This window comes from Sphingorhabdus sp., from assembly GCF_044374345.1.
Classification (GTDB): domain Bacteria; phylum Pseudomonadota; class Alphaproteobacteria; order Sphingomonadales; family Sphingomonadaceae; genus Sphingorhabdus_B.
Window position 1 is genome coordinate 20066 of the sequence record NZ_JBILOS010000001.1, and the last position, 22927, is coordinate 42992.

Genomic DNA, 22927 nt, shown 5'->3' on the forward strand with positions numbered 1-22927 from the left:
GGGAAATCCAGTGCATGCATCGTCGGCCCGATCGGGTCTTTTATATGCCGTTTGCGGCTTTGCTCTGTTGTCTTTGGGCGATGCGGTCATCAAATCGATTGCCGGTGCCTGGCCCGGTACTGCCGTGGCGGCGCTGCGCTATTCGATCGGTGCGCTGGGCTTGGGGACGTTGTTGTACCTCAAGGAAGGCAGGCAGGGATTTGCTTTGCCCATGCCCAAAGTTCAGATCCTGCGCGGATTTGCCGTGGCGATGGCAACCATCTGTTTCTTTTTGTCGATCTTCGTCATGCCCTTGGCTGAGGCTACGGCAATTGGTTTTACAAGCCCGATGATCACGGCGGTCTTGAGCGCCATTTTCCTGCACGAACGGACGAATGTGACCAAATGGACGGCCACATTTATTGCGTTTGGCGGCGTTCTTCTCATCATGCGGCCCAATGTTGCCGAATTGGGTTGGGTTGCCTTGTTGCCGCTCGCAGCTGCCATGTCGATGGCGCTTTTGATGATTGGTAATCGCGCCGTCGCTGGGGCAGGGACACCGATTTTGATGCAATTTCTGGTCGCGTCGCTTGCGGTGCCATTCATCCTGACAGCGGCGGTTTTAGGGCATTTTTCGGGCGTTGCGACATTGCATATAGGCATGCCGGACTGGACCATCGTGGCGCGCTGTGCCGTCGTTGCGGTCAGTGCAAGCTTTGCGCATTGGTTGATTTTTATGGCAACGACCCGCGCTTCGGCTGCGGACATCGCGCCGATGACATATGTCCAATTGTTGATGGCACTCGCGCTCGGCATATTGGTTTTTGGCGATTGGCCAGACATGACATCGCTTGCCGGGTCGGCGATCATTATCGCCAGCGGGCTTCTTTTGTGGCGCACGTCGCGCGCATAGTTCCACGGCAATTGCCTGCAATATGGTTAGCGACACGGCCGCTGCAAATTAGGAAAAGACTTGGCCAAAACGGGCTGCTATCGATCCGCCATGTCAGACCAAAAGCATCTCTATCTCGTCGATGGCTCCGCCTATATTTTCCGTGCCTATCACCGGCTGCCCCCGCTCACCAATAAACATGGCGAGCCAGTTGGCGCGGTATATGGCTATACGACCATGCTGTGGAAGTTGGCGGACGACCTTAATCAAGCGGATGGTCCAACGCATATGGCCGTTGTCCTCGATAAATCGAGCCAGTCATTTCGCAACCGTATCTATGACCAATATAAGGCGCATAGGCCCGATCCACCGGAGGATTTAAGGCCGCAATTCCCGATGATCCGGGATGCGACACGTGCGTTTTCTTTACCGCTGGTGGAAGAGGATGATGTCGAGGCCGACGATATGATCGCAAGCTATGCGCGCGCCGCTTGCGCCGCCGGCTGGCATGTCACCATCGTCAGCAGCGACAAGGACCTAATGCAGTTGGTGGAACCATCTATCGACATGTTCGACACGATGAAAAACGAACGCATTCGCGCCGAGGAAGTATACGAAAAATTTGGTGTTGAACCCGACAGAGTTGGCGATGTGCTGGCGCTGATGGGCGATAGCGTCGACAATGTGCCCGGTGTCCCCGGCGTCGGGCCAAAGACCGCGACGAAGCTTATTCAGGAATTTGGTGACCTCGAAAGCGTCTTGGCCGCCGCGCCTTCGATGAAGCCCTCCAAAATGCGCGATAATTTGATTGAGCATGCGGAAAAGGCGCGTCTGTCGAAAGTGCTGGTGACTTTGAAAGACGACTGCCCGCTGCCCATCGCGATTGAAGACATGATTTTGGGGGCAATTCCGGAAGAGCCGCTCGTTGCGTTTTTGGAGCATCATGGGTTCAACTCGCTTTTGAAACGCATCGGCCATGTCGCAAATACCGCTGCCGCCAATAAAGCGATTGCCGGCAACCCGAAGGCTGCAAGCAAGGTCGATGGCCCCGTGTCCGCGCCCACAGCGGGGGCCGCAGCGTTGCCGCCGGTCATGCCCAAAATTGATGTGTCGACCTATGAATGCGTCACGGATGTTGGTCGTCTGGACCATTGGATTTCCCGCGCCCGTGAAACAGGGACTTTGGGTTTCGACACCGAAACAGACAGCTTGCAAGCCGCGAGCGCCAATCTTGTGGGCTTCAGCCTGGCGGTCGCACCGGGGGAGGCATGTTATGTCCCGCTGGCACATGGCGGCACCGATATGTTCGCGGAAAAACCGGTTCAGATCGCACTGAACATAGCTTTGGAACGGTTGCGCCCACTGCTCAGCGACCCAAGCGTGCTGAAAATTGGCCAGAATCTGAAATATGACATGTCGGTGTTGGCGCGGCATGATGTGCACATAACGCCCTATGATGACACGATGGTCATGAGCTTCGCCTTGGATGCGGGTCGTCAACTGCATGGCATGGATGAACTCGCCAAAACGCATTTGGGGCATGAATGCATCTCTTATAAAAGCGTCACCGGAACCGGTAAAAGCCAGATTGGGTTTGCCGCCGTCCCGCTGTCCGATGCGACCTGTTATGCGGCGGAAGATGCCGATGTGACCTTGCGGCTGTGGCACCACCTAAAGTTACGGCTGAGCCCTGAAAAGGCGACCAGCGTCTATGAACTGGTGGACCGCCCGCTTGTGCCCGTCCTGTCGCAGATGGAATGCTTAGGCATTAAAGTCGACCGAGCGGTGTTGGCGCGATTGTCGTCTGAATTCGCGGCGCAAATGGAGCTGCTCGAAAAGGAAATTCACGCCCTCGCCGGACAACCGTTTACGATCGGCAGCCCACAGCAGTTGGGCGAAATCCTGTTTGGAAAAATGGGCTATAAGGGCGGTAAAAGGGGTAAATCGGGGCAATATTCGACCGATGTGACCGTGCTGGAAGATCTGGCGGGGCAGGGCATCGACATTGCACGCAAGGTTCTGGATTGGCGGCAACTGGCCAAGCTCAAATCAACCTATACCGACAGCCTGCAACAGCAGATTGACCCGAAAACAGGCCGTGTGCACACAAGCTATAGCCTAGTCGGCGCACAAACCGGGCGGCTGTCATCGACCGATCCGAACTTGCAGAATATTCCCATTCGTACCGAAACCGGTCGGCAGATCCGCGACGCTTTTGTGGCCGAACCCGGCAATGTGATCCTGTCTGCTGACTATAGCCAAATCGAGCTCCGACTCGCGGCGCATTTTGCGGATGTGGAGCCCTTGCGCGATGCCTTTGAAAAGGGCGAAGACATTCATGCGCGCACGGCATTGGAACTGTTCGGCGAAGTAAACCGCGACACACGTGGCCGCGCCAAAACCATCAACTTTTCGATTCTATATGGCATTTCCCGCTGGGGTCTTTCGAAGCGTTTGGAATCGACGCCTGACGAAGCGCAGGCGCTTATCGACGCCTATTTTCAACGCTTCCCGGGCATTTCAAATTATATTCAGGAGACGATGGCCACAGTCCGCGAATGCGGGCACTCGACGACATTGTTCGGCCGGAAAACATGGTTTCCGCGCATCACGTCGCCCAATCAGGCAGAACGGCAGGGCAGTGAACGCGCTGCAATCAATGCGCCGATTCAGGGGACAAGCGCTGACATCATTAAGCGCGCGATGGTGCAAATGGGGCCAGCGTTGAAAGCTGCTGGCTTAGGCCATGTGAAGATGCTGCTTCAGGTACATGACGAACTTGTGTTCGAACTGCCAGAGACGGATGTCGCCGCCGCAAGCGACGTCATCCGCGCGATTATGGCCGGGGCAGCCGAACCTTTGGTGAAGCTCACCGTCCCGCTCGGTATTGAAATCGGGACGGGACCAAGCTGGGGTGCGGCACACTAAGGCGTCGCCGCCCTGGGCGTTTAAGCCCGCTCAGCCGCGATTGCGCGTTTGCACATATGTGCCGAGCAAGCGGACCGAGTTGCAATGAAAGCGCAGCTCATCCAGCGCGCGGTCAACGGCCGGGTCACCCGGCGCGCCTTCAATATCCGCGAAGAATTCGGTCGCGGCAAAGCTTGCGCCGTTTTGATAGCTTTCCAGCTTCGTCATATTGACGCCATTGGTCGCAAAGCCGCCCATCGCTTTGTACAGGGCTGCAGGGACGTTCTTCACTTCAAAGATGAGCGTCGTCATTAATGTGCCCGTCGCCCCGGTGTTGTTAACGGGTTCACGCGACAACACGACAAATCGCGTCGTATTGCTCGCATCATCCTGAACACCGTCGTTGATCGGGACCAAGCCGTACAGCTCAGCGGCGATTGGCGGCGCTATGGCAGCAGCCGACGTGTCATCATTGGCGGCAACAAAAGCAGCCGCAGCGGCCGTGTCTGCATAAGCGACCGGAATAATGCCATGCGAACGCAGATAATGGCGGCATTGGCCAAGTGCCTGCGGGTGGCTCATGGCTGTTTTCAATTCCGCATCGGCGGATTTCGCCATCAGGCAATGGCGGATCGGCATGAAATGTTCGGCGATGATGCTGAGCCCAGATTCCGGCAGAAGAAAATGGATGTCCGCCACGCGGCCGTGCAGTGAATTCTCAATCGGAATAATCGCCCGCGCTGCCGATCCTTCTTTGACGGCGTCAATGGCATCTTCGAACGAGAAACAGGGCAGGGGCAAGCAATCCGCATCATATTCCAACGCGGCAAGATGGGAATTTGCGCCGGGCGCACCTTGAAAGGCAATCGCTTTTGCAGGCTGTTCATGCGCAGCTAAAGTCATGGTTCTGACAAGAGCGAGTGCGGGTGCGGGGTAACTGTTCATATGGCCATCGCGATAGGATAGCCAAACTTATCCGGCAAGTCTGGAATTGGACACTTGCACGGCCTTACTGACACTATTAGAGGGGCCTGAGAATCCGGACGTCAGACCGACGCCGGCTTAAAACCGCATTTCAGGGCTGATAACCAATGGATGATCGTAGTAACACAATTGCAGGCTGGGTTTTGGCAGGCGGCATCGTCGCGCTCGGACTAAGCATCGTCTCGGGCATGTACTTCCATGGTAAAGCGCCTGAAAAAGAAGGTTTCGCGGTTGTAGCGGAAGCTGGCGGCGAATCCGGTGGTGCCGCTGCTGTGCCGATTGCAACATTGCTTGCCACTGCTGATGTTGCAAAGGGCGAAGCGGTTTTCAAAAAATGCGCAGCTTGCCACACCATTGCGCAAGGTGGCGCCAATGGAATTGGTCCAAATCTTTGGGCCTCGATGGGTAAACCGCACGGCCATGTTGCGGGCTTTTCCTATTCGGATGCGCTGAAAAGCATTCCCGGCAACTGGGACTTCGAAGGCATGGACAAATGGCTTGCCAACCCTAAGAAATATGCGCCCGGCACGAAGATGACTTTTGCTGGCTTGGGTAACCCCGAAGAACGCGCAAATTTGATCGCGTATCTCAATGCGCAGGGCTCAAACCTGCCGTTGCCACCGCCACCAGCAGCCGACGCCGCAGCACCTGCTGCTGATGCCGCAACTGGTGAAGCTGCTGCTGCGCCAGCGGCTGATGCCGCAGCGCCTGCAGCGCCTGCACCTGCACCTGCAGCAAAGTAATCAGTTTAAGTCAGTTTGAGACTTCGTAGAAATCGCAGATAGCATTCCATGCTTCTTCTGCGGTTTCTACAAACTGGAAAAGTTCCAGATCACGTGGGCTGATGACGCCCTCGAGCATAAGCTCCTCAAAGTTCACAACACGGTTCCAGAATTCGCGACCAAAGAGCAGGATCGGCATCTTTTTGATCTTGCCGGTTTGGACAAGCGTGAGCAGTTCGAAAAATTCGTCGAACGTTCCAAAGCCACCGGGGAACACCGCGACGGCACGTGCACGCAGCAAGAAGTGCATTTTGCGCAACGCGAAATAGTGGAACTGGAAACTCAATCGCGGCGTCACAAACAGATTTGGCGCCTGCTCATGCGGAAGCACGATATTGAGGCCAACGGATTCCGCGCCAACGTCGTGCGCGCCGCGGTTGGCGGCTTCCATGATGGATGGGCCCCCGCCCGAACAAACGACGAAGTGGCGTCGACCTTCTTCGTCCGTTACATTGGCTTGTCCCGCCAGCTGCGCAAGATGACGGGATTCGTCGTAGAAACGCGCCTTTTCCTTCATGCGTTCGGCGATGATTTTGGACCGCTCGTCGGTTGCGGCCGCGATCAAGGCATCTGCACCATCGGCTTCGGGAATGCGCGCAGAGCCGTAGATCACCAACATCGATCCGATGTTAGCCTCGTCCAGCAACATTTCGGTTTTGAGCAGTTCCAGCTGGAAACGAACTGGCCGTAAATCCTCACGCAACAGGAAGTCGGTGTCCTGAAATGCGAGCCGGTAAGACTTGCTTTGCGTTTGCGGGGTGGAGAGTTGCTGTTCAGCAAAGTCCGCTTCTTGTTGTGCTTTGTAGAAGCGGCGATCGTTAATTTTTGTGTCTGTCATTACCCTGCATATAGGGTGCAAGGGCGTGTTCTGCCACCCCTCATCGGCAAAAGCCCCTCATCGGCAAAAGGATGTGCCGTTGCGCATCGATCGGGCCATGTCGAAATGGAAATGGTTTGCATGCGCAGCGTTATAATCGGGGCCAAGCACGGTGCCGAACCGTTTGCAGGCGGACTGGTGCAGGCGACGCAGGAACGCGCGCTCTTCGCTTGATCCGTTCCAGCCTGTGAGCACGGATACGCGGCGGCCATCGCGCAAAACGAACGCGGAGACATCGACGGCATTGGCAAAGGCATGTTCGGATAATTTGCCCGAACGTCCCCCATAGATGTTCCGGCAGTTGAACGTGCCCATTGTCTCGATGCGGACGACCTCAGCGCCTAAATACTGCTTGGCGGCGGGACGCACGGCATAGCGTGCCCAATCGGTAAAGTTGGCGGCCAGCGGGCACGTCATCGCACCCAAATTGGTGGCCGGCGTGCCAAAATCCATAAGCTTGACCGTGTCGATCGTGCGGCACCCGCCGTCAAAACTTTTGTTGGGCAAGCCGGCAAAGCGGACTGACTTTTCTTTCAAACTTGCCAAGCACTGCCGCACATTTTCCGTTGTTGCGTTTGCACCCGTGCGTGTCGTTTTCGGGGCCTCACGCGCGCTGCAGGACGCCAATAGCAGCGCGCTCGCGACAAGCAGAATTCTTGGAGCAGTGACGGCGGCCATGTAAGATGTCATAGCAAAATCTTAGCGGTGTGCAGCACCAAATCGACCCGATGAACGCGGTATCGCGGCAAAGGCGTGAATATTGATACAATTTCCGCGTTGCGCACAGTGGCTGGCGCGATTATCGCGGATGCATGTTGCGAATCATTCTTAATAAGAAGTGGGTGTTTTGGATATTGCTGTCTTTGCCAGCGATATTGATGATGCGCAGCTTCTATGCGGGTGACCGCATCGCGATGGATATGCTGCATCCGACAGGTGAATGGTCCGCGCGTTTTATGATTGTCGCGATGGTTTTAAGTCCGTTGTTGTCATTGCTGGGGCCACGCCCATGGCTTAGCTGGTTGATCCAGCGCCGCCGTGCGCTGGGTGTCGCTGCGTTCGCTTATGCGGTGCCCCATTTGGCTTTTTACCTCATCGATATGGGCAATATCGACGACATCATTGCCGAATTTCTGGCGCTGGGCATCTGGACGGGCTGGGCGGCCATGCTGCTGTTTGTTCCGCTCGCGCTGACCAGTAATGATGCATCGATGCGCGCGCTGAAAGCGGGATGGAAGCGGCTGCAACGCCTTGTGTATCCCGCTGCCGTGCTTGTTCTGGTACACTGGATATTCATCCATAACAATCTAGGCCCAGCGCTCGTTCATTTCGCCCCATTGGCCTTGCTCGTGGCGGCACGCTTTTTTCTTCCCCGTAAATTTGCATTTAAAGGAGCATGAATATGCGTTTATTGACTTCACTTTCACTCGCCGCAGCGACGGCAATTGCTTTCGCATCGGTACCGGCATCGGCAACCGGCGTTATCACCTGCAAGGCAGGACCGGTTTCGGGTTGGAAAAGCCAACAGGCACTTACCGATAAACTCACCAAAGAAGGCTGGACCGTCCGCAAAACCAAGGTCGATGGTGGTTGTTATGAAGTGTACGGCACAACGCCAGAAGGCGACCGTGTTGAAGCCTATTTCCACCCTGTGACGCTTGAGAAATTATATGTTGGTCGCCGCGGCGAAGTTTTGTTTCGTAAGGCCGGTTACTGATCACATTTTGCGATAGTCATTGACAAAGCCGGGGCTGCGCTTAAACGCGGCTCCGGGCCACGCGGCCCCAACGCCGCGCTGCTCTCTGCAAGGAGAAGCTTACATGACTATAGTACCCCCCGCCGTTAAACCGGCGCGTCCATATTTTTCATCCGGTCCCTGTGCGAAACCGCCAGGCTGGAGCCCCGAAAAACTTCAAACCGAATCGCTTGGCCGTTCGCATCGTGCGAAAATTGGCAAATCGCGCCTTCAACTGGCGATCGATCTGATGCGCGAAGTGCTTCAGGTGCCTGACACGCACCGCATTGGCATTGTCCCCGGTTCGGATACCGGCGCAATCGAAATGGCGATGTGGACCATGCTTGGTGCACGACCGGTCACGATGATGGCGTGGGAAAGCTTTGGCGAGGGCTGGGTCACAGACGTCAACAAGCAGCTCAAGCTGAATGCGACCGTCATGAATGCGCCCTATGGCGAAATTCCTGATCTGAGCGCGGTAGATTTTTCCAATGACGTGGTTTTCACATGGAACGGCACGACTTCAGGTGCGCGCGTTCCAAATGGTGACTGGATTGCCGACGACCGTGAAGGCTTGACCTTCAACGATGCGACGTCGGCGGTGTTTGCCTATGATATGCCTTGGGACAAGCTGGACGTCACAACGTTCAGCTGGCAAAAAGTGCTGGGCGGCGAAGGTGCGCATGGCGTGCTCATTCTCGGACCGCGCGCTGTTGAACGGCTTGAAAATTACACCCCGGCATGGCCGCTTCCAAAAGTTTTCCGCTTGATGTCGAAAGGCGCACTCGCCGAAGGCATTTTCAAGGGCGAGACGATTAACACGCCATCGATGCTTGCGGTGGAAGATGTGATCTTTGCGCTTGAGTGGGCGAAAACCGTTGGTGGTTTGCAGGGGCTTATGGCCCGCAGCAACGCCAATGCGGCTGCGCTCGCAAAAATCGTCGAGGCACGCGACTATCTCGGTTTTCTTGCCGCTGACTCTGCTATTCGGTCAACGACGTCGGTGTGCCTCACCGTTGAGGGTGCTGACGAAGCCATGATAAAGAAAATGGCGTCACTGCTTGAGGCGGAAGATGCGGCTTATGACATCGCCGGATATCGCGATGCCCCTGCGGGCCTTCGTATTTGGTGCGGCGCCACTGTCGACACGGCAGATATTGAAGCGCTCGGCCCTTGGCTCGATTGGGCTTATAAGAAAGCCCAAGCTTAAATCCCACCCGGGCGATTCCCGCGCATATGGGAATTCGTGAACGCAGATTCCCGCGCAAGCCGACAGTTCAGAATATGCATCCCCGATCAAGTCGGGGATGACGACAAAAGACATATAGGAATTTCAACATGACCAAACCACGCGTACTTATTTCCGACAAAATGGATCCCAATGCTGCGAAGATTTTCGCTGAACGCGGCTGTGACGTTGATGTCATTACCGACAAAAGCCCTGAAGAGCTCGCCGCCATCATCGGTGATTATGATGGCCTTGCCATTCGCAGCTCGACCAAGGTCACGAAGGCCATCCTCGACGCCGCCACCAATTTGAAGGTGATTGGCCGCGCAGGCATCGGCGTCGACAATGTGGATATCCCGAACGCCTCGGCAAAGGGCGTTGTCGTTATGAACACGCCGTTCGGCAATTCGATCACCACCGCCGAACATGCGATCGCATTGATGTTCGCACTGGCACGCCAATTGCCGGAAGCAAACGCGCAGACGCAAGCTGGCCTCTGGCCGAAAAACGGCTTCATGGGCGTTGAAGTCACCGGCAAGACGCTTGGCCTGATCGGCGCAGGGAATATCGGTTCCATCGTCGCAAGCCGCGCGCTTGGCCTGCGTATGAAGGTCGTTGCGTTTGACCCGTTCCTGACGGCGGAACGCGCCATTGAAATGGGCGTGGAAAAGGCGGATTTGGACACGCTGCTGGCCAAGGCTGATTTCATCACCTTGCACACGCCGTTGACCGATCAGACGCGCAATATCTTGTCCAAAGAAAATCTGGCGAAAACCAAAAAGGGTGTGCGCATCATCAACTGCGCGCGCGGCGGCCTGGTCGATGAAGCCGCGTTGAAAGAAGCGTTGGACAGCGGCCAAGTTGGCGGCGCTGCATTAGACGTGTTCGCAACAGAGCCAGCCAAGGAATCGCCGTTATTTGGCACGCCAAACTTCATCTGCACCCCGCATTTGGGTGCATCAACCAACGAAGCGCAGGTCAATGTTGCACTGCAAGTTGCCGAACAGATGGCGGATTATCTCGTCAATGGCGGCGTGACCAATGCGCTTAACATGCCTAGCCTGTCAGCCGAAGAAGCACCCAAGTTAAAGCCATATATGACCTTGGCGCAAAAGCTGGGTTCGTTGGTTGGCCAGCTTGCGCATGACAATCTCGATAATATCGCGATTGAGGTTGAGGGCGCTGCAGCCGAATTGAACATCAAGCCCATTACCGCAGCTGTGCTTTCCGGTTTCATGCGGCGGTTCTCGGACGCGGTAAACATGGTCAACGCACCGTTTTTGGCAAAAGAGCGCGGATTTGATATCCGTGAAGTCCGCCATGACAAGGCAGGTGCCTATCACACATTGGTGCGTGTCACGGTGAACACCGCCCAAGGCCCGCGTTCGGTTGCAGGCACATTGTTTGCCAATAGCGAAGCGCGGCTTGTCGAGATTTTCGGCATCAGCCTTGAAGCTGAGCTTGAAGGCAGCATGCTGTATATCGTCAACGAAGATGCACCGGGTTTCATTGGCCGTGTCGGTACGGCATTGGGCGAAGCTGGCTTGAATATCGGCACCTTCCATTTGGGTCGCCGCAGTGCAGGTGGCGAGGCGGTTTTACTGTTGTCGATGGATGCCGCTATTCCAGAGGCTGTTCTTAAGCAGTTGGCTTCGCTTCCCGGCGTAAAGACAGTAAAGGCGCTTAAGTTCTAAGCGGGGCTTCCCCGCGAGAACTTTTCGCGTAAAGAACGCGCATGAAGATTCCGCCCGACTTGCTGCCTGAAGGCTTCCGCGACCGACTTCCTCCCCAAGCGGAGGTTGCGGCGCGGGTGTCGCGTGCCATGATCGATGTGTTGACAAGCTATGGCTATGCCAGAGTAGCGCCAGCCATCGCTGAATTTGAAAGCGCACTTGCCGAACGCAGTGGCAGCGCGGCGCGTAATCAGCATTTGCGTTTTACCGACCCTGTTTCCGGACACACGCTGGCATTACGTGGCGATATAACCGTTCAGGTCGGGCGTATTGCGACAACGCGGATGCAGGAATCACCCCGGCCGCTGCGCTTGTGCTATCATGGTCAGGTGCTGCGCCTGAAGGCAAAGCAACTGCGACCAGAGCGTGAATTGACGCAGCTTGGCGCCGAATTGATCGGCAATGACAGCGTTGCTGCGGCGTGCGAAATTGTCGGCGTCGCCATCGATGCGCTGGAGGCAGCGGGCGTTAAAGACATCACCATCGATTTTACGCTCCCGGACTTGGTCGAACGGCTTGCGGAAAAGGCGTTACCTTTGGCCTCCGATAAAATCGATGCCGTGCGTTCCGAACTGGACATGAAGGATGCTGGCGGCTTGAGCGTGTTGGGCGCGGATGCCTATCTGCCATTGCTCGCGGCGACTGGTCCATTTGATGCGGCCGTTGAAAAATTGCGTGCCATTGACGCTGGCGGTGCACTTGCGTCGCGAATTCAAGCACTTGAAAGCATCGCCGCGACGGTCGCGGGGCGCGCCAATGTGACGCTTGATCCCACCGAACGGCATGGCTTTGAATATCAAAGCTGGTTCGGCTTCACGATCTTCGCCAAAGGCTATAGCGCCGCGCTCGGTCGTGGCGGTACATATTATATCGACCGCGCGGATGGCCCGTCTGAAGCCGCAACTGGCTTCTCCTTGTATCCAGACCCGTTGATTGACTTGGCCGAAGAAAGCAATGTGCAGCGCCTTTTCTTGCCGCTCGGCACCGATGCAGCCACCGGTGCAAAATTGCGTGGCGAAGGTTGGGTTACCGTTGCTGCGTTGGACGAGAATGACAGTGCTGCCGTGCTGGGCTGCACCCATATATGGGGCAACGGGCAGGCGGTTATCGTCTGAAATCGTCCATCACGTTGCTTTAGGGTGGACGCAGCGCCATCATAATCATAACGGAGCACATGGCGAATCCCTTCGCAGGAAAAAGCTCCTGCGCAGAAAAAGGCCCCAGAGCTATCTGGCTTTGACAGGGAATATCTGATGGCAAATGTAACCGTAATTGGCGCTCAGTGGGGCGACGAGGGAAAAGGTAAGATTGTCGACTGGTTGGCGGAACGCGCCGATGCAGTGGTCCGGTTTCAGGGCGGACATAATGCAGGCCACACATTGGTGGTCGGCGAAAATGTATATAAATTGTCGCTGCTGCCGTCGGGTATCGTGACGGGCACTCTGTCGATCATCGGCAATGGTGTTGTTCTGGACCCATGGGCGTTGCGCGACGAAATGACGAAGCTGCGTGGGCAGGGCGTTTCGATTACAACCGAAAACTTCGCACTCGCCGACAATTGCGCGCTGATTTTGCCCATCCATCGTGACTTGGATGGCTTGCGTGAAGCCGCCGCCGGTTCGGGCAAGATTGGCACGACGGGCCGCGGAATTGGCCCTGCTTATGAAGATAAGGTCGGCCGCCGCGCCATTCGCGTTTGCGATCTTGCGCATTTGGACGCGCTTGATGCGCAATTGGACCGTCTGTGCGCGCACCATGATGCGCTGCGTGCCGGTTTTGGCGAACCGCCCGTAGACCGTGCCCGCCTGATTGCTGACCTTAAGGAAATTGCGCCGTTCGTTCTCGAATATGCGCAGCCTGTGTGGAAACGGTTGAACCAAGTACGCAAGGCAGGCGCGCGGATATTGTTTGAAGGCGCGCAGGGCGTTTTGCTGGACGTCGACCATGGCACTTATCCATTTGTGACATCATCAAACACGGTTTCGGGCACTGCCGCGGCTGGCTCAGGTCTTGGGCCAAGTGCCGCCGGTTTTGTCCTTGGTATTGTGAAGGCATATACCACGCGGGTTGGTTCGGGGCCTTTCCCCACCGAGTTGGAAGATGAAACGGGCCAGCGGCTGGGCGAACGTGGGCATGAATTTGGAACCGTGACCGGCAGAAAACGCCGTTGCGGCTGGTTCGATGCCGTAATCGTGCGTCAAAGCTGTGCGGTGTCCGGTGTCACAGGAATTGCGCTGACGAAGTTGGATGTCTTGGACGGTTTCGACACGATCAAAATCTGCACGGGCTACCGCCTGAACGGCAAGGTATATGATTATCTGCCCGCGCATGCAGCAGAACAGGCCGCAGTCGAACCGATTTACGAAGAAATGCCCGGTTGGCAGGAAACCACTGCCGGCGCGCGCAGCTGGGCCGACCTTCCTGCACAGGCGATTAAATATATCACCCGCGTTCAGGAACTAATCGAAACGCCCGTTGCCTTGGTGTCGACGTCTCCACAGCGTGAAGACACGATCTTGGTCCGCGATCCGTTTGCGGATTAACCGCTTTTCAGCTCTGCGTTTAGCCGCAAGCTAGCGCGCCAGAAGAAGAAGGCGGGGATGAGCCCAAGCCAGGCTGCGCCATAAAGCACCCAGCGGACGCTTTCATCGCCAGCCATCGGTTGCAGCCAATCGGATAGCACGCCGAACAGCAATGGGCCCATGCCAAGCCCGATGAGATTTTGTCCAAAGACAACAAGCGATGCCGCAATGGCGCGCGCCTCTGGCCGGACAAGGCCTTGGACACATCCATAGGCAGGGCCATAATAAGCCGAATTCAATATGGTCGGCAGAATGAGCAGGGCGACGGCAATCCGCCAATCTTCGGCCCAATAACCGGCAAATAAAATCGGAGCGGCAATCGCCATGCCGATGGCAGGCATGGTCAAGATATGCCGCTTGTCACGCTTGCCAAAAACATCGGCCATTTTCCCGCCAAGCCATGTGCCGATGATGCCGGAAATGCCAAGCGCGACCGCCATAGCAAGCCCCGCCTCGGTCGTTGATAGGCCGTGGGACCGGATGAAGAAGCTGATCGTCCACAGACCCTTGCCATAGCTTAGGAAGGCGGTGAACGATGCGGCGATGAAGACATACAAATAGGCCTTGGACGCAAAGACTTCACGCACAGCATCTTTAATCGACAGTTTTGCCTTCACGGGCGAGTCTGCGGTGTTGAAATGCATGCTATCTGCGCATCGCCGTGGATCGCGGATGAGCAATGGGAGCACGAACGCCAGCAATATCCCCGGCATACCAACCAGCATGAGCGCCATGCGCCAGCCATATTGGTCGTTGACGACCCCGCCAATGATGAGGCCAAGCAATCCACCAATTGGGATACCAAGTCCGAAAAAGGCAATGGCCGAAGACCGTTTTTCGGGTGGTACGCTATCTGCGATCAGCGAGTGCGCAGCAGGGGTGCAACCAGCTTCACCGACGCCAACGCCAATCCGCGCAAGCGCGAGTTGAACGAAGTTTTGCGCAACACCGCATAATGCGGTCATAGCGGACCACACTGCGAGGCAAACAGAGATGAGCCAAACCCGGTTGGTCTTTGCATTATCCGCATAGCGAGCGATTGGTATGCCCAGCACAGCATAAAAAACCGCGAAAGCAGGGCCGGCGAGCAAACCGAGCTGCGTATCACTCAGCCCAAGCTCGCCCTTTATAGGTTCGGCCAGAATATTGATAATCTGGCGGTCCAGAAAGTTCAGAATGTACACCAGCAGAAGCGCGAACAGCATTATCTTGGGGTTGGTTATAGCCAATCCACCGCTGCGCACAGACGCTCGATCATGCATTCCTTTTCTCCTTCTCCAATGCGCAGTTATTCAACTATTTTCGCGATTGTAAAGCATCAGCGACATAATGATGTCGACAATTGATGGTTCTAACATCGCAAAGCGTATGGAAAATCGGACAGTCTGAAAAATGCGGCATTGACTGTTGGCGGCACAGGGTCATTGGAGGACCATATGACCACGCGTGAAACCACGGCTTTTTTGCCACTCGACGACATTGATCTCACATTGTCGTTGAGCGACCGGTTCATGGTCATGGCTTATGGCGCCATCCAATGGCCATGGTTGCTGCGCAGCCTCGATGGTGGCCGTAAAAAGGATAAGGCGGAACTGCTCGCTTATCTTGATTTGCCGCAGGATGCGTTGCCCAATTTGGGCAGCTGGAAAGCAGATACGCATTTTTTGTGGCACATCGTTTCTGCAATCGAAGAAATGCGCCCGCAACAGGTGGTTGAGTTGGGTTGCGGGGCATCGACTTTTGTTGCGGCGCGGGCACTGCAACTATTTGGTGGCGGAAAAATCGTCAGCTTTGACCAGCACGGGGATTTTGTGTCGACGACGCAGGATTGGATCCGTGACAACAATATGGATGTCGACATCCGCCATGCGCCATTAGGGCCGCCACCGGCTGGCTGGCCGGGCCATTGGTATCAATTGAGCGATATACCGGCTGAAATTGATCTGCTGATCGTCGACGGGCCACCATGGGCCCTTCATCCGCATGTGCGCGGTGCGGCGGCGAGCCTATTTCCGCATTTGCGTCCCGGTGGCCGCGTGCTGCTCGATGATGCCGCGCGTCCCGGCGAGCGTGTGGTTGCCCGCCGGTGGCGCAAAGAGCATCATAATATGGACTTTAAGCTCGACAGCCAAGGCGCCAAAGGCACCTTGCTGGGATACAAGCACCCTGCTTAAAGCTTCGTTTTTCGCTCGTCAGTTACCATGTCGCTGGCAAGGTCCAGACCGGCTTTGCCGTGCGCTGCAGTGTGCGCAGGCGCATGCAATGGTTCAACGAACTCGGGCTCTTCCACCTCAAGCATGCCTTCCCATTTGGTGATGACGGACGTTGCCACGGCGTTACCAACGACGTTGGTTGCGGTCCGGCCCATGTCGAGGAACTGGTCGATCGCGAGGATCAGCGCGACACCTTCAACAGGCAAGTCAAACATCGCCAGCGTGCCGGTAATCACCACCAACGATGCGCGAGGCACGGCGGCTACGCCCTTCGAAGAAATCATCAGTGTCAGCAGGATCAGGATCTGCGTTCCGATGGACAAATCAATTCCATAAGCTTGCGCGATGAAGATGGTCGCGAAGCTCATATACATCATCGAACCATCAAGGTTGAAGCTGTATCCCAATGGCAGCATGAAACCCGAGATCCGGCGCGGGACGCCGAAACGATCAAGCTGTTCAAACAATTTCGGCAACGCCGCTTCGCTAGACGCGGTCGAAAATGCGATGAGCATCGGTTCGCGGATGTAACGAATGAGCGTCCAAATGCGTCGGCCCAAGAAGATCGCTCCAATCGACAAAAGGATCGTCCACAACAATGCGAGCGACAAATAGAATTCACCGACGAGCTCAAGATAGGTCAGCAAAATCGCTAGGCCGCTTTTGGAAACCACGGCGGCAAGCGCGCCAAACACCGCAACAGGTGCATAACGCATCACATAATGTGTGATTTGCAGCATCATTTCGGCAAGGGCTTCCGCACCCCGAACGAGCGGCGCACCTTTTTCGCCCACAGCGGACAATGCGACACCAGCGAACAATGCGAACACCAAAATCTGCAATATATTGTTCGTCGCCATCGCTTCGAACGCATTTTTGGGGAAAATCGACAGGATGAAATCCCAGAAGTCGAGTTTCTTGACCTCGCCAATCGTGGCTGCGGCATTGGTGATGGTATCTACCGGCGCGCCAATGCCAGGCTGGAGCAGGTTGACCATCAACAGTCCAAGGCCAATCGAAATGAAGCTGGCGATGATAAACCACGTGATTGCCCGGAAACCAATTCTGCCCAGCGCACTGCTATCACCCATATGGGCAATACCGACGACGATGGTCGACAGGATCAGCGGCGCGACCAAAAGCTTGATGAGATTAAGGAAAATATCCGAAAGCAGTTTGAACGTCTTGGTGATATATTCGAACTGCGTACTGTCCTGCGCAAAACTGACATGGACTGCGTAACCCACGGCTACGCCGAGGATCATCCCCACCAAAATCCATAATGTAAGCCGTTTATCCACGCGGAGCCTCTCCTATTTTTAACTTTTGCGCACGCTACACAGGAGTAATGGCTGTCGCAACAAGTTACAAACGTGACTTGTTTAAGCGCTCGAAGGGCGTCATAAGCTTTGTAATAAAATTACAACGTATTTTGTCGTTGGACATGGCACTTAACCAAATGCTTGCGGGCTCAGGAGATGATTTCATGGCGGCCGCCAAAATTGCTAAAACTAGCGGAAAACTGGACAAAAGCCTGCTGAAGGCAATGGTTTCGGCGTTTGCTGAAACCGCGCTGCCCGGCGAAAATGAAGGCTTTGATGCCAAGGCAACGGAAGAGGCCGCCCGGTTCACTATTGAAACGGGTCTTCATCGCAAAGCTGGCACTGCGGCCATTGCGCTCGATAGTTTTACCGATGCGCAGGGCCGTTTGATGATGCGGATTGCGCTCAACAATGACGATATGCCATTTTTGGTGGATTCGGTCTCCGCCGCCGTTGCCGCAAATGGTATATCGGTGAAGCGCATCATTCACCCCGTGTTGAGTGTTGCCCGCGATGATGCCCTAACGCTCACCGACATCAGCCGGAAGCGTGTGGACGGTCAGGCCCGGGAATCATTCATCTATCTCGAGACAGAGCGGGTCGACGCGCGGGAACGCCGGCAGCTTGAAATGCACCTCGCCGCCGTTTTGGCCGATGTGCGCGGCGCGGTGACTGACTGGCGCGATATGCTCGCGGCGTTGTCGGCTGATGCGGACAGTCTGCCCGAAAGCGAGGGCGCTGCGCTCCTTCGTTGGTTCTCCAAAAATAATATGACGGTTCTGGCGCACGAACGCATCAGCCGCGATGGCACGCGGTTCGACCGCCTTGGTCTATCGCGGGTGACCGATGCACTGGTCCTTGCAGAAGACAGCGTTGGCCTTGCGATCAAATGGTTTGAAGACGGCGGCGTCGCACCGCTGGTGCTCAAGTCCAACCGGGTCTCGACGGTGCACCGCAACGTCCAATTGGATCTGATCGTAATTCCAGTTACAACCGGCGGTCGTGTTTCGGGCGTAGCGGTCACTGCAGGGCTTTGGACGAGCGCGGCACTCGCAACCACCCCAGACGCAATACCCGTGCTGAGAACGCATCTGGCGGCGCTTATGGACCGGTTTGGCTTTGACCCGTCGGGGCATGCGGGCAAGGCGATGGCGCATGCACTGACGGCGCTACCCCACGATCTTTTGGTTGCGCTAAAATTGGATGATTTGGAGCGCGTTACGCTCACTGCAATGTCGTTAACGGATCGCCCACGGCCGAAGCTGATTGCGCTGCGGTCGCCACTTGGCCGCCATCTCTATATTTTCGTCTGGTTGCCACGCGATGATGTTTCGACAGGCATTCGCAAGCAGATCCAAAATATGCTGATAGACGCCACAGGCGGTAGCTTGCTCGGCTGGACGATTGGTCTGGAGGACGGCGGCGTCGCCTTGCTGCGCTACACGCTCGACCTGCCAGATCGCGACCAAAAGGTCGACGAGGCCGTGCTTGATGGCAAAGTCGAGCTCATGGTGCGCGGATGGGAGCCCGCAGTCGAAGCGGCTCTCGCGTCGCTGACCGATGAAAAGCGCGCGGCCGCGATGCTCGTGCGTTACGGCGCCGGTTTCCCCGCCAATTATCGCAGCACCTATTCGACCGAAGAAGCCGCGCGTGATATGGTCGGCCTGCTCAATATGGAGCGCGACCACAGTAAAGTCACCCGGCTGTTCGTCGACGGCGATAAGCTGCGCCTCAAAATCTACAGCGGTGGCGGCGCGCTTCCGCTCAGCGATGTTGTCCCGGCGCTCGAGAATTTCGGTTTCGATGTGTTGGAAGAATCACCAACCGCATTGGGCGACGGCAATTATATCCATGATTTCCGTCTGTCGCTGCGCGGCGGCGATGTTGCAACGGTGATGAAACGTCCGCACATTATCGAAGGCGCGTTGAGCCAGGTTTTGGATGGCAGTTTTGAAAATGATGTCTTTAACCAGCTGGTGACGGTCGGCGGTCTCGATCCGCAATCGGTCATCTGGCTGCGGGCATGGTATCGCTATTTGCGTCAAACGGGTGTGACTTACGGCATGCCGACTGTGGTGTCGGCACTGGTCAAAAACGCCAATGTCACACGTTCGATCATTGCCCTGTTCGATGCTCGGCATAACCCCGCGCATTCCGGTGACCGCGAAAAAGAGATCACCAAATATGTGAAATCGATCAACACGGACTTGGCCGCAGTATCAGCCATCGACGAAGACCGCATATTGCGCCGATTCTTGGCGATCGTTTTGGCGACCGTCCGCACCAACGCCTTTTCCGCTGCTGCGGCAGAAGCGCTGGCGTTTAAGCTCGATTGCGCGAAAGTCCCCGGCCTGCCTGCACCGCTGCCTTGGCGCGAAGTGTTTGTGTATTCGCCGCGTGTCGAAGGCATTCACTTGCGCGCTGGCCCAGTGGCGCGTGGCGGTCTGCGCTGGTCAGACCGGCGTGACGATTTCCGCACGGAAGTTTTAGGCCTCATGAAGGCGCAGCGCGTGAAAAACGCCGTGATCGTGCCGACAGGTGCGAAGGGCGGATTTTACCCCAAGCGGCTGCCCGATATGCGCGTCGACCGCGATGCCTGGTTCGCCGAAGGGACAGAGGCCTACAAGATATTCATCCGCACCTTGCTGTCGATTACCGACAACATCGTCAACGACCGTATCGTGCATCCAGACAATGTCGTCATCCATGACGGGGATGATCCTTATTTCGTTGTTGCCGCTGACAAGGGCACAGCAACATTTTCCGACACCGCAAATGCCATCGCGCTTGAGCGCAATTTCTGGTTGGGCGATGCTTTCGCCAGTGGCGGTTCAGTTGGATATGACCATAAGGCGATGGGCATCACCGCCAAGGGGGGCTGGCTTTCGGTCCAGCGCCATTTCGCCGAAATGGGTATCGACGTGCAAAAGGAACCTGTCACGGTCGCGGGCGTCGGTGACATGTCCGGCGACGTTTTTGGTAACGGCATGCTGCTTTCGAAAACATTGAAGTTGGTAGCCGCATTCGACCACCGCCATATCTTTTTTGATCCCGATCCCGATCCAGCGGTCAGCTGGAAAGAACGTCAGCGTTTGTTCAATCTGCCGCGTTCAAGCTGGCTCGATTATGACAGCAAGCTGATTTCCAAGGGTGGTGGCGTCTTTTCCCGAACCGAAAAATCCATCAAAATTTCACCTGAAATCAGGGCATTATTGGGCATTGATGCGAAAGAGATTGAACCATCTGCACTGATGATTGCGATATTGAAAGCGCCGGTGCAGCTGATGTGGTTTGGCGGAATTGGAACCTATATTAAGGACCGAAGCGAAGGCCATTTGGATGTCGGCGACCCGGGCAATGACGCGATCCGCGTCAATGGTGCGGACGTTCAGGCAAAGGTCATCGGCGAAGGTGCCAACCTTGGCGTCACACAGGCGGGGCGTATTGGCTACGCATTGCGCGGTGGCCGGATTAATACCGACTTCATCGATAACAGCGCCGGCGTGGATTGTTCGGATAATGAGGTGAACATCAAAATTGCGCTCAATGCGCAAATGCGTGCCGGCAAGTTGAAAGAGCCTGCGCGCAACGTGCTGCTCGCCGATATGACCGACGCCGTTGCGCATTTGGTGCTTGAGGACAATCGCCTGCAAACGCTCGCCCTTTCAATTGCGGAAACCGGCGGGGCAGGGGATTTGCCGGCCTATGTCCGGCTTATTGAAATCTTCGAAGGCTCTGGCAGGCTTGACCGTGCGGTTGAGGGGCTTGCGCCGAATGAAGAACTGTTCCGGCGCGCAAGTGAAGGGCGCGGTCTGACCCGGCCTGAATTGGCCGTGTTGCTGTCGACGGCAAAGCTGGCCGCGCAGGACGGCGTTGAGGACGCGCCTTTGGCACAAGATGCCTCAATGGACAGCGAACTGCTGGCGGCGTTTCCAGGGGCGATGGTCAAGGCGCACAAAAGCGCGATTCTGTCGCACCGTTTGCGCAAGGAAATCATCGCGACCAAATTGGCAAACCGCATGATCAACCGGCTGGGCATGCTGCACCCGTTTGAATTGGCTGAGGAAGAGGGCTGCGGCCTTGGTGATGTCGCCGCGGCCTTCGCCATTGCCGAACGCATCTATGATCTGCCATCGCTGTGGCAGGCCATCGATACGACACCGATGCCGGAAGCAACGCGGCTGATGCTATTCAATCAAGCGGCCGTTGAAATTCGTGCACAGATGGCAGACATCATTCGCAACGCGCATGAAGGGCGCGATGTCAGTGCTGCCACCGCCGTATATGCGCCCGTTGTGCAGAAATTGTCCGCCGCGCTGGACGGGTTGTTGCCCAATGATGTCCGGCTTCAGACGGAACGTTTTGGCGCCCGGCTTATGGAAAATGGCGCGCCACGCAAAATTGCCGACAGGCTGGTTGAATTGGCGCAGTTGGATGGCGCGATTGGCCTTGCGGCGCTGTCGTCGACGCAAAAGGGTGATGTGACTGCGCTTACGCGTGCTTTCACGACGCTTGGCGATGCGCTTGGCCTCAGCTGGGCGCAAGGGGCGGCTATGCAGATTGATCCGCATGACCCGTGGGAGCGATTGCTGGTTGCGGGTCTGGCGCGCGATTTCCAAACGATGCGTTTGGATTTCCTAAGCCGCCGTGCCGCCAAGAAACCGCTCGAGGATGCACAGGATTGGCTGCAAACCAACGTCGTCCGCGTGCGTGCATTCAAGGCGATGGTCGACCGGGCCCGCATGGCCGGCATACCCACGCCCGCGATGCTGGCACAGGTTGCCGGTCAGGCACGGGTGCTATTGGGGCGCTAAGCCCCTAGCTCTTGGATGGCGCCAACCCGGCGGGGTTGCCCTTGGTTGAGGGGTTCGAAGCGTTTTGCTTTTTGGGTCCCTCTGCCTTTGGTTTGCGGACTTCGCGGTTCGATTTCTTCTGGCTCTTTGCCATGATGTTTTCCTTTCGGGGGTGGAGGGGACAACGTGCAAAGCGCCGGATCGTTCACGCGAACGTCCGGTGATCCTTATCTATATGCACGAATGGCCCCCGTTATAAGGGCACCCGCCGAAATGAGGTGATTAAGCGACTGCCTCTGCTTCACGCTTATAAATGCTGTTGAGCGGATGGCGGAACAGCTTCGTCACCATGGGTTCGAAAAACTCCAATGGCAGCGTGTCATATTCTGGGTCGAACGATGGGCAGTCATATTTGTCGATGAATTCTTCGGTGTCAGCAAACCATTCATGACCGCGGAACTTTTCGCGCATGTCCCGATCAAGCCCAAGATAGTGGAAGAAGTTGTGACCTTGGAAAATGCCGTGGTTTTGAACAATCCAGTGCAGTTTTTCCGAAACGAACGGCTTTAATATAGCAGCAGCAATGTCCGGGTGGTTTGCCGCGCCAAGTGTATCGCCAATGTCGTGCAGCAGCGCCATGACGACATAATCTTCGTCGCGTCCATCACGATAGGCGCGCGTTGCGGTTTGCAAGGAATGGGTCAACCGGTCCACCGCGAATCCACCAAAATCGCCATCGAGCAGTCGAAGATGGTCCAATATCCGTTGTCCGCCATTTTGCGAAAACGGGATATTGTGCCGCATGATGATTTGCCAATCTTCTTGCGTGCTCTGTGACATGTCGTGGAAAGTTGCGCGGTCTTCTTGGTTGTCCATGGTCGATATCCTCTCCCCAAAACC

General features: G+C 56.2%; 18 protein-coding genes. 11 read left to right on the plus strand and 7 right to left on the minus strand.

Translation table 11 applies throughout. The annotated features are described in order from the left end of the window. Positions 1 to 10 precede the first annotated feature (10 nt). Positions 11 to 892, plus strand: a complete 882-nt coding sequence (locus ACIQ5B_RS00110; protein WP_397597232.1) for a DMT family transporter — start codon at positions 11 to 13, stop codon at positions 890 to 892. A gap of 90 nt (positions 893 to 982) precedes the next feature. Further along, positions 983 to 3799 (plus strand): DNA polymerase I, encoded by a 2817-nt coding sequence (gene polA, locus ACIQ5B_RS00115; RefSeq protein ID WP_397597233.1) that lies wholly within the window; start codon positions 983 to 985, stop codon positions 3797 to 3799. A gap of 30 nt (positions 3800 to 3829) precedes the next feature. Here the strand turns inward: polA and ACIQ5B_RS00120 are convergent, their stop codons facing one another. Further along, the gene (locus tag ACIQ5B_RS00120; RefSeq protein ID WP_395628115.1) at positions 3830 to 4723 is read right to left on the minus strand and encodes a prephenate dehydratase; all 894 of its coding nucleotides are present in this window, start codon (positions 4721 to 4723) and stop codon (positions 3830 to 3832) included. A 146-nt stretch (positions 4724 to 4869) separates the two neighbouring features. Here ACIQ5B_RS00120 and ACIQ5B_RS00125 point away from each other — a divergent pair, with 146 nt between their 5' ends. Next, complete coding sequence (locus tag ACIQ5B_RS00125; RefSeq protein WP_395628116.1) at positions 4870 to 5505, plus strand: c-type cytochrome; 636 nt, start codon at positions 4870 to 4872, stop codon at positions 5503 to 5505. A gap of 10 nt (positions 5506 to 5515) precedes the next feature. Here ACIQ5B_RS00125 and ACIQ5B_RS00130 read toward each other — a convergent pair whose 3' ends face one another. Both ACIQ5B_RS00130 and ACIQ5B_RS00135 read right to left on the minus strand, forming a co-directional pair. Beyond that, entirely contained in the window at positions 5516 to 6382 is an 867-nt protein-coding gene (locus ACIQ5B_RS00130; RefSeq protein ID WP_395635418.1) for an LOG family protein, read from the minus strand. A 57-nt stretch (positions 6383 to 6439) separates the two neighbouring features. Then, a complete protein-coding gene (locus ACIQ5B_RS00135) occupies positions 6440 to 7099 on the minus strand; it encodes an extensin family protein (RefSeq protein WP_397597234.1) in 660 nt (219 codons plus the stop codon). Between the two features lie 134 nt (positions 7100 to 7233). Here ACIQ5B_RS00135 and ACIQ5B_RS00140 point away from each other — a divergent pair, with 134 nt between their 5' ends. The 6 genes from ACIQ5B_RS00140 to ACIQ5B_RS00165 all read left to right on the plus strand — a co-directional run bounded on the left by ACIQ5B_RS00140 (position 7234) and on the right by ACIQ5B_RS00165 (position 13660). Continuing rightward, positions 7234 to 7821 (plus strand): ferric reductase-like transmembrane domain-containing protein, encoded by a 588-nt coding sequence (locus tag ACIQ5B_RS00140; protein ID WP_397597235.1) that lies wholly within the window; start codon positions 7234 to 7236, stop codon positions 7819 to 7821. 2 nt (positions 7822 to 7823) lie between these two features. After that, positions 7824 to 8138 (plus strand): PepSY domain-containing protein, encoded by a 315-nt coding sequence (locus ACIQ5B_RS00145; protein ID WP_395629023.1) that lies wholly within the window; start codon positions 7824 to 7826, stop codon positions 8136 to 8138. A gap of 103 nt (positions 8139 to 8241) precedes the next feature. After that, complete coding sequence (locus ACIQ5B_RS00150; RefSeq protein WP_397597236.1) at positions 8242 to 9366, plus strand: phosphoserine transaminase; 1125 nt, start codon at positions 8242 to 8244, stop codon at positions 9364 to 9366. Between the two features lie 128 nt (positions 9367 to 9494). After that, positions 9495 to 11078: a phosphoglycerate dehydrogenase gene (serA, locus tag ACIQ5B_RS00155; protein WP_333568764.1), complete on the plus strand. Its 1584-nt coding sequence runs from the start codon at positions 9495 to 9497 to the stop codon at positions 11076 to 11078. 41 nt (positions 11079 to 11119) lie between these two features. Then, positions 11120 to 12232 carry an ATP phosphoribosyltransferase regulatory subunit gene (locus tag ACIQ5B_RS00160; RefSeq protein WP_397597237.1) on the plus strand — a complete coding sequence of 371 codons (1113 nt, stop codon included), beginning with the start codon at positions 11120 to 11122 and terminating at the stop codon, positions 12230 to 12232. Positions 12233 to 12370: 138 nt separating this feature from the next. Next, positions 12371 to 13660 carry an adenylosuccinate synthase gene (locus ACIQ5B_RS00165; protein WP_324478157.1) on the plus strand — a complete coding sequence of 430 codons (1290 nt, stop codon included), beginning with the start codon at positions 12371 to 12373 and terminating at the stop codon, positions 13658 to 13660. On the opposite strand, the gene ACIQ5B_RS00170 is transcribed toward ACIQ5B_RS00165, so the two are convergent. Further along, the gene (locus ACIQ5B_RS00170; RefSeq protein ID WP_397597238.1) at positions 13657 to 14961 is read right to left on the minus strand and encodes a spinster family MFS transporter; all 1305 of its coding nucleotides are present in this window, start codon (positions 14959 to 14961) and stop codon (positions 13657 to 13659) included. The two genes, ACIQ5B_RS00165 and ACIQ5B_RS00170, sit on opposite strands and share 4 nt — an antisense overlap. 174 nt (positions 14962 to 15135) lie before the next feature. Here ACIQ5B_RS00170 and ACIQ5B_RS00175 point away from each other — a divergent pair, with 174 nt between their 5' ends. Next, on the plus strand, positions 15136 to 15873 hold the full coding sequence (locus ACIQ5B_RS00175) for a class I SAM-dependent methyltransferase (RefSeq protein ID WP_397597239.1): 738 nt from the start codon (positions 15136 to 15138) through the stop codon (positions 15871 to 15873). Here ACIQ5B_RS00175 and ACIQ5B_RS00180 read toward each other — a convergent pair. Beyond that, on the minus strand, positions 15870 to 17213 hold the full coding sequence (locus tag ACIQ5B_RS00180; protein ID WP_397597240.1) for a dicarboxylate/amino acid:cation symporter: 1344 nt from the start codon (positions 17211 to 17213) through the stop codon (positions 15870 to 15872). The two genes, ACIQ5B_RS00175 and ACIQ5B_RS00180, sit on opposite strands and share 4 nt — an antisense overlap. 185 nt (positions 17214 to 17398) lie before the next feature. Between ACIQ5B_RS00180 and ACIQ5B_RS00185 the strand changes: the two genes are divergently transcribed. Continuing rightward, complete coding sequence (locus tag ACIQ5B_RS00185) at positions 17399 to 22048, plus strand: NAD-glutamate dehydrogenase (protein WP_397597257.1); 4650 nt, start codon at positions 17399 to 17401, stop codon at positions 22046 to 22048. Between the two features lie 4 nt (positions 22049 to 22052). On the opposite strand, the gene ACIQ5B_RS00190 is transcribed toward ACIQ5B_RS00185, so the two are convergent. After that, positions 22053 to 22181, minus strand: coding sequence for a hypothetical protein (locus ACIQ5B_RS00190; RefSeq protein WP_281370176.1), 129 nt, complete (start codon positions 22179 to 22181; stop codon positions 22053 to 22055). 128 nt (positions 22182 to 22309) lie between these two features. After that, entirely contained in the window at positions 22310 to 22903 is a 594-nt protein-coding gene (locus ACIQ5B_RS00195) for an HD domain-containing protein (protein ID WP_397597241.1), read from the minus strand. Positions 22904 to 22927: the final 24 nt, after the last annotated feature.